The sequence below is a fragment of the Dickeya oryzae genome (genome assembly GCF_009372235.1).
GTDB lineage: Bacteria > Pseudomonadota > Gammaproteobacteria > Enterobacterales > Enterobacteriaceae > Dickeya > Dickeya oryzae.
The window spans coordinates 22,219-37,438 of record NZ_SULL01000006.1; the positions used below are offsets into that span (position 1 = coordinate 22,219).

Genomic DNA, 15,220 nt, shown 5'->3' on the forward strand with positions numbered 1-15,220 from the left:
CGCAAAAAACCAATAGAGAATGACCGACGCGTTTGAATAATTTATTGGTTCTCTTTGGCTCAACGAATTGGGTTGATGACAGATAACCACAGTATGCCACCTGCCACTGAAAAACCGACGCATCAGAACTGTTTCGATAAAAGGGCGCTGATTGTACCTGCTTGGCGAAAGGATTTCACCTGTATTAAAAATAATCAGTCCACATCAGCGTCGTCATGGCCTTAACCATGCCTTACCACAGCAGCCTCACACCCGTGGGTATTTGGAACGCCTTGCTGCGATCACATGATGCCCGATCGCGGCAAACATCGCCCCTGCCACAACGACAAACGCGCCGACGTATCCCAGCAGGTTAAGCGATGGCGCAGCAAATACCGATGGCCAGGCCAATGACAACAGATCCGAGAAAAACAGCGTAAACAGCGGCGTCAGCGTAATAATGGTACTCACCTGTGCGGCTTGCCAGCGAGCCATGGCTTCCGCCAGTGCACCGTAACCAACCAGCGTATTCGCACCGCAAAACACCAGGCAAGCTAATTGCCAGCCGGTTAACTGAAACAGTGTACCCGGCTTCGCCCACGGTGTGATAAACAACACACAGAGTGCATAGAGCAGAAAAAGCAGTTGCTGCGAAGTCAGACGTCGCAGCAATACCTTTTGTGCCACGCCATACGCAACCCACACAGCAGCTGCCGCCACGCCCAGTAAGATCCCGAAGGTGTAATCCGTCAGGCGAGTAAACAACTCCATCAGACTATTGTTGAAAAACATCAACAATCCACAGATCAATATTCCGGCACCGATAACCTGGTTGACGCGCATCTTCTCTTTCAGAATAACGACGCTGGCGACCATCAAACCTACCGTAGACAATTGCCCGATCACCTGTGACGCGGTAGGGCTCAGATATTGCAACGAAGAGCTGAACAATACGAAGTTGCCCAACAGTCCTCCTGTTGCTATCAGCAGTAAAATCCACCAACGTTGATGATCGAACGCCCGCAGCTGTGGCAACGAGCCTTTGCTGTACAAGAAAATGCCCAATCCGACGGACGCAATCAGAAACCGATACCAGACGATGGTGTAAGGCTCCATCGTCGCCAGAACCTGTTTCATCGCGATTGGCAGCGCCCCCCAGCATACGGCGGTGGTCAGCGCCAGACAAAACCCGATGCCAGCATTCTGTTTCATCACATCACCTGTTCTTTTTATTGATGTCGTTAACGTGCAGCGTTTTTATCGTACATCTAAATGTAAAAAGCCCCGCAACAAGTGCGGGGCTTTATGATTCAACCTGATACCTAAAAATTACTCAGCAACAATGCTGATGTATTTACGGTTGTTCGGGCCTTTAACTTCAAATTTGACTTTACCGTCAGACAGTGCAAACAGGGTGTGGTCTTTGCCGCAACCTACGTTGCTGCCGGCGTGGAACTTGGTGCCACGCTGACGAACGATGATGCTGCCAGCCAGAACTGATTCACCGCCAAAGCGTTTCACGCCAAGACGTTTGCTTTCTGAGTCGCGGCCGTTACGAGTAGAACCGCCAGCTTTTTTGTGTGCCATTAATCCGCTCTCCTAAAACTTAAGCGCTGATGCCGGTGATTTTCACGTCAGTGAACCACTGACGGTGGCCAGCCTGCTTACGGTAGTGTTTACGGCGACGAAACTTAACGATTTTAACTTTCTCGCCACGGCCGTGAGCAACAACTTCAGCCTTGATTTTGCCGCCGTCGACGAAAGGAACGCCGATTTTGACATCTTCACCATTGGCAACCATCAGAACCTGGTCAAACTCAACAGCTTCACCGGTTGCGATGTCCAGCTTTTCCAAGCGAACGGTCTGGCCTTCGCTTACTCGGTGTTGTTTACCACCACTTTGGAAAACTGCGTACATATAAAACTCCGCTTTCCGCGTGCTTCTTTGAATGATGTGAAGCGCGCTATAAATATTCACAATAGGGCGCGAATTCTACGCAAAAAACCTACTGATGACAAGCGCAGAATCAATCAATGTGAAGAAAAAGGATACAACCCATGAACTGCCGTTTATCTGTGCCGTTTTTCAAGTACAATCGGGCCTAACGTTCCCTTTTCGGTGCCGATATCAGCAGTATTTTCACGGCAGAAACAGAAGCAATCAGCTGGCAGAAACAATGAACTTAGAGCAAATCACAGCGTTAAGCGCACAGGATATGGCCGCCGTCAACCAGACCATACTGGATCAGCTCAACTCCGATGTTGTCCTGATCAATCAGTTAGGAAATTACATCATCGGCGGCGGTGGCAAGCGCATCCGTCCCATGATAGCGGTACTTGCCGCCAGAGCGCTGAATTACCAGGGTGACAAGCACATTACCGTTGCCGCGCTGATTGAATTTATCCACACCGCCACGCTTCTCCATGATGACGTTGTCGACGAAAGTGATATGCGCCGCGGAAAAGCCACGGCGAACGCGGCGTTCGGTAATGCCGCCAGCGTGTTGGTCGGCGATTTCATCTATACCCGCGCGTTTCAAATGATGACCAGCCTGGCTTCGCTGCGCGTTATGTCAGTCATGTCTGACGCCGTTAACGTCATTGCGGAAGGCGAAGTACTCCAGCTCATGAACTGCAATGACCCGGACATCACCGAAGACAGTTATATGCGGGTGATTTACAGCAAAACAGCCCGGTTATTCGAAGCAGCCGCGCAATCTTCCGCTATTTTGTCAGACGCCAGCAGCGAGCAGGAAATGGCGTTACAAGAATACGGCCGCTACCTCGGCACCGCATTCCAATTGATTGACGATTTGCTCGACTACAGCGCCGACGGCAAAACACTGGGGAAAAATACCGGTGATGACCTGAACGAAGGCAAACCCACGTTACCGTTGCTGCATGCCATGCACCACGGTAATGATGAGCAGCGCACTATGATTCGCCAGGCGATTGAGCAAGGCAATGGCCGCCATTTACTGGAACCGGTATTAGCTGCCATGCAATCTTGTGGCTCTCTCGCCTATACACGCCAAAGAGCCGAGGAAGAAGCCGATAAAGCTATCACCGCGATTCAGTGCCTGCCTGCCAGTGATTTTCGCACTGCGCTTGAAGGGCTGGCCCACCTTGCAGTGCAGCGCGACTTCTAAATCACTCTTCTTTATTTACACAGTCCAGGCTTTTGCATTTATGCGGCCCGTTTTCCAAACGGGCCAGTACACTCATCGCCCCTTCACGCAGAATGTGCCCAATTAACCGGCTACGTTCTTCTGCCGACAGTTGATGATAAATTTGAATCCAGGTGTATTCCTGAGCACCGTTCAATGCCGCCGAGACATAATCGGGCGAGGTTTCACGCATCAGCGACGTCCCCATCAACGTCGCGCTCATCAATGTTGCTTTGACTTCTTCCGGTAAGCTCCAGATAGCGTATTCAACACCTTTACCCTGAACGCCTTTGCGACGTCGTCTTTCCCAGCCATGATCCTTGGCTTTTTTATTCAGCCCCTGACGCGATTTCGGCAATCCTGCCACGCCCAATAATTCATTCGTCGTAAACCATGTTTTTTCCATCCTAATCTCTCCCTTTCATCTCATTCCTGATACGAATACATAACCAGGCGACTAAAAACCTGATTACGTTTCCATATAATAGACTAATTTTATTCAAATCACTAACGCAATAGCGTTAAAGGCGGGAGTAGTGGTGTCGGTGAAAGTTCCACTAAAAGAAATAAGCTGGAGAAACCGCAGGGAAATAAGAGAAAGCCATTCCACAATAGAGAGCAAATGGGAATGGCTGAGAGATTTAATCAGAAAAATCTTTTATCAAAGTTGCGCTTAACGTATTAGCCAGACCTAACTGCTTCAACGTAGAAGACACCCCTTCGCGCATGATATGCGCCACCAATTTTTCCCGTTCAGGGACCGACAACTGGTGGTAAATTTGAATCCAGACTGACAGCATGTCTGATGGTTTTGCCGCATATTCACCTGACGTTTCCTGCAGTAGCAGCGTTTGCTGAACAGACTGAGGTAAGCTATGGATAGAATATTCTACCCCACGTCCTTGTACACCTTTACGGCGACGCTTTTCCCAACCATCTTCTCGGGCTCGCTTATTCAATCCTTGCCGTGATTTAGGGAGTCCGCCAATACCAACCAATTCGCTGGTCGCAAACCACTCTTTTTTCATGTCCTTTTCATCCCGATAGTGATACACGTTACCTATTCAGATCCATTTGGAAATTAATTTGGAAATATTAAGGAAATTGGTGCTATATTATTTCCAAATAATGGCTTGAGGTCAGCAAAACCATTAACCATTAGCTGTTAGTTATACCATTAATACGCTGTCGTCTTAATAGCAATAAGGGAAGGATTATGAATTCAAGGAAAAATGACTGGCATCCAGCCGATATTATCGCAGCATTGAGAAAGAAAGGGACAACACTTGCTGCAGTATCGCGCGGTGCCGGCTTGAGCTCTTCCACACTGGCTAATGCCCTATCCCGTCCATGGCCAAAGGGTGAATGGTTAATAGCCGATGCGCTGGGGATTCATCCGTCGGAAATATGGCCCAGCCGCTATTACGATCCACAAACGCAAGAATTACTCGACCGCAAAAAACTGATCCGTCCTCCATCCGATTCACAACCCGAATAATGCTGCCAAAAAGAGGAAGGCCGGAGAATACACTCCGGCCTTATCAGCAACACAGGTAATCACAACTCGTGATTATTTCTTGTTGACGAACTCTTCGCCCAGCGCGATATCCTGTTTCAGGGTATCCAGCATGCTGACCAGAGCCTGTTGTTCAAATGCGCTCAGCGTACCAATCTCTTTACGCTCAGCCACACCGTTTTTGCCCAGCAACAGCGGTTGTGCGAAGAAGCGGGCATGTTTGCCATCACCTTCAACATAAGCACATTCAACCACACCGCTTTCACCCTGCAGAGCACGTACCAGAGACAAACCAAAGCGAGCGGCAGCCTGACCCATGGACAAAGTTGCAGACCCGCCACCGGCTTTTGCTTCAACCACTTCAGTACCGGCATTCTGAATGCGCTTGGTCAGGTCAGCCACTTCCTGCTCAGTGAAGCTTACGCCCGGAATCTGAGACAGCAACGGCAGAATGGTCACGCCGGAGTGACCACCGATAACCGGTACTTCAATATCCTGCGGCTGTTTGCCTTTCAGTTCAGCCACGAAAGTATTTGAGCGGATAATGTCCAGCGTCGTGACACCGAACAATTTGTTTTTGTCATAGACGCCCGCTTGTTTCAGGACTTCAGCCGCAATCGCCACCGTCGTATTGACCGGGTTGGTAATGATACCGATACAGGCTTTAGGGCAGGTACTGGCAACCTGAGACACCAGGTTACGCACAATGCCCGCGTTAACGTTAAACAGATCGGAACGATCCATACCCGGCTTACGGGCTACCCCGGCAGACATCAGCACGATATCCGCGCCTTCCAGAGCCGGAGTCGCATCTTCACCACTGAAACCTTTGATTTTCACGTCGGTAGGAATGTGGCTCAGATCAACCGCCACGCCCGGTGTAACCGGAGCAATATCATAAAGTGAGAGCTCTGAACCTGAAGGAAGCTGGGTTTTGAGGAGAAGAGCAAGGGCTTGACCAATACCACCTGCGGCTCCGAGAACTGCAACTTTCATCCTAAACTCCTTATTATGTTAAGTAAAATTACCGTGGATGCGTTTAGTTAAAAACGTTTATGCTCGCGAGACAAGCCAGGCACCAGACCTGCTTTCAGAGGGGCACTACATAGGTCCGCTGCAGTAGATCGGTGCGCAGCGATAACGCACTATGTGATTAATAATAAACTAACAATCCGCCTGATATCTGAAAGGTAATTAAAGTAACAGGCAATTGTGATGTGCCCCGACATAAGCCCACGACTGATTAACGGGTATGTTACATTACACCTGTAAGCAGCCTCCAAACAACATCATTCTGATAACATTTATTTTACTTTTATGTGATGAAGAGCACACTTTTTGACGTCCCGGTAAAGTATCGCCCTACACATTTTCTCGCTTGATAGACGCCCCTCGCAATCCGGTTTTATACGCGCCCATATTGCATAAAAATTCATTTAAATGCATAATCGCGGTATGTTTCACTTTTCCTCGGACACGGTGCAGAATGCGTAGCTCCCCTAAACAAGAAGATCTGGTAAAAGCCTTCAAAGCGCTGTTAAAAGAAGAGAAATTCAGCTCTCAGAGCGAAATCGTGCAGGCATTGCAGGACGATGGCTTCGACAACATCAACCAGTCGAAAGTGTCACGCATGCTGACCAAGTTTGGCGCGGTGCGTACCCGCAACGCCAAAATGGAAATGGTTTATTGCCTGCCCGCTGAGTTAGGGGTGCCAACCACCACCAGCCCGCTAAAAAATCTGGTGCTGGATGTTGATCACAACGATGCCGTGGTCGTCATTCATACCAGCCCGGGTGCGGCGCAGTTAATCGCACGCCTGCTGGACTCACTGGGCAAATCGGAAGGTATTCTTGGCACGATTGCGGGTGATGACACCATTTTCACCACGCCTGCCAGAGGATTTAGCGTCAAGCAACTGTATGAAGCCATCCTGGTTCTGTTTGAACAGGAACTCTGATTTTCCGCCGCCCCGCGATCTGTTCGGGGCGACAAGACGATATCAGCAACGCATCACAAGGCCGGCAACTCAGCCAACGGCCAGCGTGGCCGAACAGTAATGCCAAGCTCCCCGGTAACGCCCTGAGCGAACCTTACTGCGCCCGCATACGCAATCATCGCGCCGTTATCGGTACAAAATTCAGGACGCGCATAGAACACCTCACCACCACGTTTAGCCATGATCTCTGCCAGACGTTGGCGCAATGTCCGATTAGCGCTTACGCCGCCCGCCATCACCAGCCGACTGAACCTGGTCTCGTCAAGCGCACGCCGACACTTGATGGCCAGCGTATCAACGACGGCATCTTCGAATGCTCGTGCGATATCGGCTTGTGTCTGCGGATCGTTGCCATTCTCACGGATGGTATTGGCGGCAAAGGTCTTCAATCCCGAGAAACTGAAATCCAGGCCGGGACGATCCGTCATGGGCCGGGGGAAGACAAAACGACCGGGGTGCCCGTTTTGCGCCATTTTTGACAGCAACGGTCCCCCCGGGTAATCCAGCCCCAAGAGTTTGGCGGTTTTATCGAACGCTTCACCCGCCGCATCATCAATGGATTCGCCCAGCAAACGGTATTCGCCAATACCGGTCACGCTGATCAACTGAGTATGCCCACCAGAGACCAACAGTGCGACAAACGGAAACGCCGGAGGGTTATCTTCCAGCATGGGAGCCAGCAGATGCCCTTCCATGTGATGAACCGGTATGGCGGGCACATTCCAGGCAAACGCCAGCGAACGTCCCACTGTCGCCCCCACCAGTAGCGCACCGACCAGACCTGGGCCTGCGGTGTATGCAATGGCATCGATATCACCCTGCTGTAGCCCTGCTTCTTTTAACGCCGCCTGAATCAATGGCACGGTCTTGCGAACATGGTCGCGGGACGCCAGTTCAGGTACCACGCCACCATAGTCGGCATGCAGTTTTACCTGGCTATAAAGCTGATTTGCCAGCAGCCCGGCCTGCGTGTCATAAATCGCGACTCCGGTTTCATCGCAGGATGTTTCAATACCCAATACGTGCATTGCTGTTTTCACTCTCGGTTACATTTTTACCGCGACCAACCTGGCCGCTTGATTCAGGCGGCGCATAGTCTATCATAAGCCCGCCCACAGACACGTACCCCCGCATCGCGCGTTTTATGATCGCTGATGGACTTTACAAACGCGCCACAGTTGCAGTAGAATTCCGCACCATTTTGAAAAGGCTGGCACAAGGCCAGCAACAAACCGAATTTACTGAGGTGAGAGGCACATGCCGGTAATTAAAGTACGTGAAAACGAGCCGTTCGACGTTGCTCTGCGTCGTTTCAAGCGTTCCTGCGAAAAAGCGGGTGTTTTGGCTGAAGTTCGTCGTCGTGAGTTCTATGAAAAACCGACTACTGAACGCAAACGCGCTAAAGCATCTGCTGTGAAACGTCACGCTAAGAAGCTGGCTCGAGAAAACGCACGCCGCACTCGTCTGTATTAATTTTTAGGAGGGTTATCCTCCACCGCGTGATTAATCCGCAGACTTAGCAGTTGCATACGAAGGCCGTGCATTTCCGAAAGGAATGCGCGGCTTATTGTCGTTTATAAACGTATATAGATAAGGGGCTTATGGCTGGACGTATTCCCCGCGTATTTATTAATGACCTGCTAGCCCGTACCGACATCGTCGACCTGATCGATGCGCGCGTTAAACTGAAAAAGCAGGGCAAGAATTACCACGCGTGTTGCCCGTTCCACCACGAGAAAACCCCGTCATTCACCGTAAACGGTGATAAGCAGTTCTACCATTGCTTTGGCTGCGGTGCCCACGGCAACGCCATTGATTTCCTGATGAATTACGATCGTCTGGAATTTGTTGAAAGCATTGAAGAACTGGCTGCAATGCACGGTCTGGATGTCCCTTACGAAGCAGGCACCGGTCCGACCCAGCTCGAACGCCATCAACGGCAAAGTTTATACGAGCTGATGGAACAATTAAGCGCATTTTACCAACATACTCTGAACCAACCCGCCGGTACGCCCGCCAGAGAGTATCTGGCCAGACGAGGCTTGAGCGATGATGTCATCCGTCAGTTCGCCATCGGATGTACGCTTCCAGGGTGGGATAACGCGTTAAAGCGTTTCGGGCGCAACAGCGACGATAAAACGACGCTGACTGATGCCGGTATGTTGGTGACTAACGAGAATGGTCGTACTTATGATCGTTTTCGCGATCGGGTGATGTTCCCTATCCGTGATAAACGCGGGCGGGTCATTGCGTTCGGTGGTCGGGTCATGGGTGACGGCACCCCAAAGTACCTGAACTCGCCGGAAACCGAGATTTTTCATAAAGGTAGACAGCTGTACGGCCTGTACGAAGCACAACAGAAAAACCCGGAATTGAAACGGTTGTTGGTGGTCGAAGGCTATATGGATGTGGTTGCGCTGGCACAGTTTGGCATCGATTACGCAGTCGCCTCACTGGGAACCTCGACAACAGCGGATCATATTCAGTTGCTGTTCCGCGCTACCGATCAGGTGGTGTGTTGTTACGATGGCGACCGTGCTGGACGCGACGCTGCCTGGCGAGCGCTGGAAACCGCGCTACCCTATCTGGATGACGGCAGGCAATTGCGTTTTATGTTCCTGCCAGATGGCGAGGACCCGGATACGCTGGTGCGCCAGGAAGGGAAAGCCGCGTTTGAGCAGCGTATTGAACAGGCGATGCCACTGTCATCATTTTTGTTCGATTTGCTGCTACAACAGGTCGACATGAGCACCCCAGACGGGCGAGCCAAGCTGAGTACGCTGGCATTACCCCTTATTGGTCAAGTGCCGGGTGAAACGTTACGCTTATACTTACGTCAACAGCTCGGTCATAAGTTGGGGCTGCTGGATGACAGCCAGTTAGACCGCTTGTTACCGAAGACAGCGGAACAAACATCGTCTTACCAGCCTCCACGGCTAAAAGTCACAACTATGCGTATACTGATAGGACTTTTAGTACAAAACCCGAGGCTGTCCGCCGAGGTGCCGACACTGGCACTGGATGGCGTGGAAGAAAGTAAAGTGGCAGGGCTGGAGCTATTTTTAGATCTGGTAAAAGCCTGCAATGAAAGCCCAGGCATGAACATGGGGCTGCTGCTGGAGAAATATCGCGAAAGTAAATATCGCAAGCAGCTTGAAACCCTCGCCGCCTGGGACCATATGATTGAAGACGACGAGCTCGAAGAGAAATTCCGGGTCAGCCTGGCCGAGCTCTACGACCAGTTGCTTCAGCAACGGATGGATACGCTTATTGCCCGCGAGAGAACACACGGGCTGAGCATGAATGAGCGCAAAGAGTTGTGGTCTCTGCAACTGGCGCTGACACGAAAAAACTGATTTCCTGCGGCTTAACTGCCGATAAATAGTAGGGTTGATCCCTACAGCGTGCCGCTACAGGGGCTGCGGCGATAAGAAAAATTCCCCTAATGCTATTGTTAGCGATTTACGCTGACCGACACCAACCCCAATATTCTGAAGTGTGGATACCGTCTTATGGAGCAAAACCCGCAGTCACAGCTCAAGCTACTTGTCACCCGTGGTAAGGAGCAAGGCTACCTGACCTATGCCGAGGTCAATGACCATCTGCCGGAAGATATCATCGACTCCGATCAGATCGAAGACATCATCCAGATGATTAACGACATGGGCATCCAGGTGATGGAAGAAGCACCGGATGCCGATGATCTCATGCTGGCTGAGAATACCGCCGACGAAGACGCTGCGGAAGCCGCAGCACAGGTATTGTCCAGCGTCGAATCCGAGATTGGCCGCACGACCGATCCCGTTCGCATGTACATGCGTGAAATGGGCACCGTTGAACTGCTGACCCGCGAAGGGGAAATCGATATCGCGAAGCGAATCGAAGACGGGATCAATCAGGTTCAGTGCTCTGTTGCCGAGTATCCAGAAGCGATCACCTATCTGTTGGAACAGTACGATCGCGTTGAAGCCGGAGAAAGCCGCCTGTCCGATCTGATAACCGGCTTTGTCGATCCGAATGCCGAAGAAGATTTGGCACCGAACGCCGCACCTGAAAACGCCGAACTGGCTGATGACGGTATCGACGACGACGACGACGAAAACGAAGAAGACGAAGACGATTCCGACGATGACAACAGCATCGACCCGGAGCTGGCGCGTCAGAAATTCACCGAACTGCGCGATCAGTACGAAGCGACCCGCCTCAGCATCAAGGCGCATGGCCGCAGCCATCCGTCGGCTATTGAAGAAATCAACAAACTGTCTGAGGTGTTCAAGCAGTTCCGTCTGGTGCCAAAACAGTTCGACCTGCTGGTAAATAACATGCGTTCCATGATGGATCGCGTGCGTGCTCAGGAACGCCAGATCATGAAGCTGTGCGTTGAGCTGTGCAAAATGCCGAAGAAAAACTTTGTCACGCTGTTTACCGGCAACGAAACCAACAGCAAGTGGTTCGAAGCCGCACTGTCCATGGGCAAACCCTGGTGTGAAAAACTGCGCGACGTTGAAGACGACGTACATCGCAGCCTGCAAAAACTGCAACAGATCGAAGAAGAAACCGGCCTGACTATCGAGCAGGTAAAAGACATCAACCGTCGCATGTCCATCGGCGAAGCCAAGGCGCGTCGCGCCAAGAAAGAGATGGTGGAAGCGAACCTGCGTCTGGTTATCTCGATAGCCAAGAAATACACCAACCGTGGTTTGCAGTTCCTCGACCTGATTCAGGAAGGCAACATCGGCCTGATGAAAGCGGTAGACAAGTTTGAATACCGCCGTGGCTATAAGTTCTCCACCTACGCCACCTGGTGGATCCGTCAGGCGATCACCCGTTCTATCGCGGATCAGGCGCGCACCATCCGTATCCCGGTGCATATGATTGAGACCATCAACAAACTCAACCGTATTTCGCGCCAGATGTTGCAGGAAATGGGTCGCGAGCCGACGCCGGAAGAACTGGCCGAGCGGATGCTGATGCCGGAAGACAAGATCCGCAAGGTACTGAAGATCGCCAAAGAGCCTATCTCGATGGAAACCCCGATCGGTGATGATGAAGATTCGCATCTGGGCGATTTCATCGAAGATACCACGCTGGAGCTGCCGCTGGACTCCGCCACCTCGGAAAGTCTGCGTTCTGCCACCCATGACGTACTGGCTGGCCTGACCGCACGTGAAGCCAAAGTGCTGCGCATGCGTTTTGGTATCGACATGAATACCGACCACACGCTGGAAGAAGTCGGTAAACAGTTCGACGTAACCCGCGAACGTATCCGTCAGATTGAAGCCAAAGCGTTGCGTAAATTGCGCCACCCGAGCCGTTCTGAAGTACTGCGTAGCTTCCTGGACGACTAAGAAAACAGGTTTTACTCCTTATCACACCCCCGGTTTCGACCGGGGGGTTTTTATTTAGGCCTCAATAGTCTCACCCTGCCAGTCTGCCGTGCAGAAACGATCCGCCTCACCCAGCCAATGTACTCATACCCTGCCCCACCAAAGGGTGTATGAATCCCTAAGAATAACAATCCACTGTAGAGTGAATACAAAACGACCATATGGTCACCGCACTATAGACCCGACTAGCCGGATTACCTATAATCAACACCCGCATGGCCCCTTAGCTCAGTGGTTAGAGCAGGCGACTCATAATCGCTTGGTCGTTGGTTCAAACCCAACAGGGGCCACCAAATTTTAGATTTAAAATCATATAATTAAGCCACCTCTTAGCGGTGGCTTTTTTGCTATTCAGGGGCAAGTGTCCCTTTTTTGTCTCTCAACACGGGCGATAAACCTCTCAGACCACCATATGAATTCTACAGTCGCCTCACTACCGCGGCTTCCTTCCTCGCCTGATTAAAATCGGTTATAACCTATACACCCTGCGCAGACTAACGGTTTCATCATGGAGCTTTATACCGAGCGGTTGTACCTTCGTCCTGTTTCCCCATCCGATGTGGATTGTCTGTTCCGTATCTATGGCGATCCTGCAACTAACCGGTTTAACCCTGCGGGTCCTTATCCTGATATTGAATATACCCGTACCGTGCTGGCTCGCTGGCTTAGCCACTGGGACGAGCAAGGGTTTGGAAACGTAGCCATTGCGCTGCGTGATGACCCGCTGACGGTTATTGGGTTCGGAGGATTAAGCATCAAAACTTTCGCTGACATCACTATCAACAATCTTGGTTATCGTTTAGCGACACAAGCATGGGGAAAAGGGCTGGCAACAGAGTTTGCTCGCCGTATTCTGCGTTACGGATTTGATGATATCGATGTCAGCGAAATTTCAGCCGTGGTCAGGGTAGATCACAAGGACTCACAAAATGTCCTGAACAAAACTGGCATGAGGTATGTCGGAACACTACATGATGTCGACAGTGGACCGCCCAGCCTACTGTTTACACTGACTCAGGATGAATGGCGCAAACGCTGATATTTTTCACCTGTAGCATTTGCGCCATCACCGCTCACGCGATTCTGGTTGGATTAGAAACGCGTCCAGCCTTCTGTTGCAGCGCTCTGTAGCGCTGTCGTTGATTTCGGCTTAGCCAGTCTGGCCACTGAAGGTGGTGCCAGCGACACCGGTGCGGCAGACGTGCCAATATTGAACACTGAGACAGACTGCAGAAGCTGTGTTGCCTGCTCTTGCAGACTCTGTGAAGCCGAAGCAGACTCCTCAACCAGCGCCGCGTTCTGCTGTGTGGTTTGATCCATCTCGGTCAGCGCCACGCCAACCTGCTCGATGCCCCGCGCCTGCTCTTCGCTGGCAACGCTGATTTCCGCGACCGTGTCCGTCAGTTGCCCTACGGCGGTCACGATGCCGGTCATGGTTTCACCGGCCCGGCTGACCAGCTCGCTGCCACGATCTACGTTTTCCACGTTGGAGGCAATCAACTGCCGGATTTCACCAGATGCCGTTGCGCTGCGCTGTGCCAGGCTTCGCACTTCGCTTGCCACAACCGCGAAACCTTTACCGTGTTCTCCCGCACGGGCCGCTTCCACGGCAGCATTCAGCGCCAGAATATTGGTCTGGAAGGCGATACTATCGATAACCGTCGTGATGTCCGAAATGCGTCTGGAGCTACTGTCTATTAATTGCATGGTACTGGTTATCTCAGACGTGACGTCACTCCCTTCCCGGGCAACACGCTGAACATTTACCGCCAGTTGTCTGGCCTCGCGTGCACTGTCAGCGTTATTTTTTACCGTAATACCCAGTTCGCTCATCGTCGATGCTGTCTGCTCCAGCGCACTGGCTTGCGCTTCGGTGCGTTGTGACAGATCGCTATTGCCCTGTGCTATCTGCATGCTGCCCGATGCCACGCTCTCGGCATTACTTCTGACCGTGCTGACGGTGTGGGTCAGGGATTCCTGCATCTCGCTAATCGCATTGAGCAACCGACCCGTTTCATCCCGACTCCCTGTCGGCACCTCGCCACTCAAATCACCCCGGGCGATTCGCTGTGCTGACAGCAGCGCCTGTTGTAGAGGACGGGTCACACTGCGGGTGATCCCCCACGCAAAGAATATCCCGAGGAGCAATGCAATAGCGGTGGTCACCGCTAGCAATATCACTGCGTTATCACGCTCATTAATGACCCGCGCTGCGCCGTCGCTCATTCTTTTACGCTGGAATTGCACCATGTCTTTTAATGCCGCCATGTAGCTAATCTGACTCTGATAGCGAGGACCGAAGAGGAGCCGGGTCGCCTCTTCTTTTTTCCCCTGCATACCCAGCGCCACAACATCATCAATAAACGGGAAGAACTGCTCGCCGTTACGTTGCATGGCCGTAAAAATCTCTCTGCCTGTGTCGGTTTCAACGTGGCCTCGCAACTGCTCTGTCAGCAGGTCAATCTGTTTTTTTTCTGTATTGTAGTCGCGTAAGAAACCCGCTTTTCTTTCCGGGTCATCCATCAGAATGATGTTGCGGGCAAGCCGACTCATGTCGGCGGTGAAGAAGCCGATTGAAGAGGCGGCTTCAGCATTGGTGTAAATGTTGTCTGTAATCGATACCGTCGTATTACCGAGGGATTGCAGGCGACTGATGCTACTCAATGCCATAATAATAACCAGCAGCATCATGAAGCCCAATGCCATCCAAAGCCGTGTGCCAATTTTAATGTTATTCATAACAGTCCGTCTTACTATTGATTATCAAAAAAAACCGGTGGATGAAACAAACACCAGAAGACAAGTCTATGCGTTTCAACATCCTGCCGAAGGCAGGGTGAAATTAAAAAACACATAACTTACGGAGTGAATAGCATTATCACAAAGATATTTAATAAAAAAGTATCCTGCTGTGTGGCACACAACTTACCCCAGTTCCACACCACAGACTACCGGCTCAGCAATAAACAACAACCGCATGATATTTAACATTAATTAATAAAATAAAAAATTTAACCGTTTACAAGGATAAGAAATCAATAGGGGATAAATAAAGGGATTTTCGATATCAAAAAGTTGAATAACCAGCATTATTATCAGGAAAATAAAACCTCATAACGATGTAAAAAATCGATTATCCAGCCAGAAAATCATTTAAATCAGAAATCAATCACGC

Annotated in this window: 15 protein-coding genes and 1 tRNA gene; 8 read left to right on the forward strand and 8 right to left on the reverse strand. The window is 51.0% G+C overall.

All coding sequences use genetic code 11. The features are described 5' to 3' along the window. Positions 1-246: 246 nt before the first annotated feature. The 3 genes from FAZ14_RS12020 to rplU all read right to left on the reverse strand — a co-directional run bounded on the left by FAZ14_RS12020 (position 247) and on the right by rplU (position 1,897). Positions 247-1,191, reverse strand: coding sequence for a DMT family transporter (locus FAZ14_RS12020; protein ID WP_153508597.1), 945 nt, complete (start codon positions 1,189-1,191; stop codon positions 247-249). Between the two features lie 117 nt (positions 1,192-1,308). After that, complete coding sequence (rpmA, locus tag FAZ14_RS12025; protein WP_012771136.1) at positions 1,309-1,566, reverse strand: 50S ribosomal protein L27; 258 nt, start codon at positions 1,564-1,566, stop codon at positions 1,309-1,311. A gap of 19 nt (positions 1,567-1,585) precedes the next feature. Beyond that, positions 1,586-1,897 (reverse strand): 50S ribosomal protein L21, encoded by a 312-nt coding sequence (gene rplU / locus FAZ14_RS12030; protein ID WP_016943772.1) that lies wholly within the window; start codon positions 1,895-1,897, stop codon positions 1,586-1,588. A 259-nt stretch (positions 1,898-2,156) separates the two neighbouring features. Here rplU and ispB point away from each other — a divergent pair, with 259 nt between their 5' ends. Beyond that, positions 2,157-3,128, forward strand: a complete 972-nt coding sequence (gene ispB / locus FAZ14_RS12035) for an octaprenyl diphosphate synthase (protein WP_016943771.1) — start codon at positions 2,157-2,159, stop codon at positions 3,126-3,128. A 1-nt stretch (position 3,129) separates the two neighbouring features. On the opposite strand, the gene FAZ14_RS12040 is transcribed toward ispB, so the two are convergent. Further along, on the reverse strand, positions 3,130-3,552 hold the full coding sequence (locus tag FAZ14_RS12040) for a DNA-binding protein (RefSeq protein WP_029456645.1): 423 nt from the start codon (positions 3,550-3,552) through the stop codon (positions 3,130-3,132). Positions 3,553-3,787: 235 nt separating this feature from the next. Next, on the reverse strand, positions 3,788-4,174 hold the full coding sequence (locus tag FAZ14_RS12045) for a DNA-binding protein (RefSeq protein WP_016943770.1): 387 nt from the start codon (positions 4,172-4,174) through the stop codon (positions 3,788-3,790). Positions 4,175-4,362: 188 nt separating this feature from the next. On the opposite strand from FAZ14_RS12045, the gene FAZ14_RS12050 reads away from it, so the two are divergent. Next, positions 4,363-4,644, forward strand: a complete 282-nt coding sequence (locus FAZ14_RS12050; protein ID WP_016943769.1) for a helix-turn-helix domain-containing protein — start codon at positions 4,363-4,365, stop codon at positions 4,642-4,644. Positions 4,645-4,716: 72 nt separating this feature from the next. Here FAZ14_RS12050 and mdh read toward each other — a convergent pair whose 3' ends face one another. After that, positions 4,717-5,658, reverse strand: a complete 942-nt coding sequence (gene mdh / locus FAZ14_RS12055) for a malate dehydrogenase (protein WP_016943768.1) — start codon at positions 5,656-5,658, stop codon at positions 4,717-4,719. A 490-nt stretch (positions 5,659-6,148) separates the two neighbouring features. On the opposite strand from mdh, the gene argR reads away from it, so the two are divergent. Continuing rightward, the gene (gene argR, locus FAZ14_RS12060) at positions 6,149-6,619 is read left to right on the forward strand and encodes a transcriptional regulator ArgR (protein WP_016943767.1); all 471 of its coding nucleotides are present in this window, start codon (positions 6,149-6,151) and stop codon (positions 6,617-6,619) included. 53 nt (positions 6,620-6,672) lie between these two features. Here argR and tsaD read toward each other — a convergent pair whose 3' ends face one another. Then, entirely contained in the window at positions 6,673-7,686 is a 1,014-nt protein-coding gene (gene tsaD, locus FAZ14_RS12065) for a tRNA (adenosine(37)-N6)-threonylcarbamoyltransferase complex transferase subunit TsaD (protein WP_153508598.1), read from the reverse strand. A 229-nt stretch (positions 7,687-7,915) separates the two neighbouring features. Between tsaD and rpsU the strand changes: the two genes are divergently transcribed. The 5 genes from rpsU to FAZ14_RS12090 all read left to right on the forward strand — a co-directional run bounded on the left by rpsU (position 7,916) and on the right by FAZ14_RS12090 (position 13,084). Continuing rightward, a complete protein-coding gene (rpsU, locus tag FAZ14_RS12070; protein WP_001144069.1) occupies positions 7,916-8,131 on the forward strand; it encodes a 30S ribosomal protein S21 in 216 nt (71 codons plus the stop codon). A gap of 128 nt (positions 8,132-8,259) precedes the next feature. Continuing rightward, on the forward strand, positions 8,260-10,014 hold the full coding sequence (gene dnaG / locus FAZ14_RS12075; protein ID WP_038925129.1) for a DNA primase: 1,755 nt from the start codon (positions 8,260-8,262) through the stop codon (positions 10,012-10,014). Positions 10,015-10,170: 156 nt separating this feature from the next. Further along, a complete protein-coding gene (gene rpoD / locus FAZ14_RS12080; protein WP_016943764.1) occupies positions 10,171-12,006 on the forward strand; it encodes an RNA polymerase sigma factor RpoD in 1,836 nt (611 codons plus the stop codon). 256 nt (positions 12,007-12,262) lie between these two features. Then, positions 12,263-12,338 (forward strand) — tRNA-Ile (locus FAZ14_RS12085). A 215-nt stretch (positions 12,339-12,553) separates the two neighbouring features. Beyond that, complete coding sequence (locus FAZ14_RS12090) at positions 12,554-13,084, forward strand: GNAT family N-acetyltransferase (protein ID WP_153508599.1); 531 nt, start codon at positions 12,554-12,556, stop codon at positions 13,082-13,084. A gap of 53 nt (positions 13,085-13,137) precedes the next feature. Here FAZ14_RS12090 and FAZ14_RS12095 read toward each other — a convergent pair whose 3' ends face one another. Beyond that, positions 13,138-14,784: a methyl-accepting chemotaxis protein gene (locus FAZ14_RS12095; RefSeq protein WP_153508600.1), complete on the reverse strand. Its 1,647-nt coding sequence runs from the start codon at positions 14,782-14,784 to the stop codon at positions 13,138-13,140. Positions 14,785-15,220 lie beyond the last annotated feature (436 nt).